Below are 479 nucleotides of genomic sequence, written 5' to 3' on the forward strand. Positions count from 1 at the left end.
ATATATATGCAGGGTGGAATTGGTTTTCATTGAATCGTAAAGTCGTTAAATATATATTATGGTATTTGAATGAAAATCCAAAATATCTATCGAGATTTAAATATACTTATTGTTGTGATGAGTTATTTTACCACACCATTTTGGCTGATAAAGCTGACGATTTAAGTATTATTACTAATAATTCATTGCGTTTCGTTGAGTGGAATCCTAAAAGAGAATATGACACTTTACCTTTGATACTAAATGAAAATGAACTAGATGTTGTTTTGAATTCTAACTGTTTTTTTTGTAGGAAAATTCATCCTTCAACATCCTTAAAATTAATGAATGAAATTGATAAGAAAATATTACAAGAGAGTTGAATGACTACCTTAAAAAAAAACATATCGTGGCTTTTTATCTTACAAATATCTAGTTATGTATTTCCGATAGTTCTTACACCGTTCTTAATGAATAAATTGGGAGGAACAGAATATGGT

Annotated in this window: 1 protein-coding gene; it reads left to right on the top strand. The window is 27.8% G+C overall.

What is annotated here, in order from left to right; translation table 11 throughout:
• On the top strand, positions 1 to 362 hold a 362-nt coding region (locus MKR94_RS16435), incomplete at its 5' end, for a beta-1,6-N-acetylglucosaminyltransferase (RefSeq protein ID WP_241647885.1).
• Between the last annotated feature and the right edge of the window lie 117 nt (positions 363 to 479).

It is taken from the genome of Rosenbergiella metrosideri (assembly GCF_022602565.1).
Lineage (GTDB): Bacteria > Pseudomonadota > Gammaproteobacteria > Enterobacterales > Enterobacteriaceae > Rosenbergiella > Rosenbergiella metrosideri.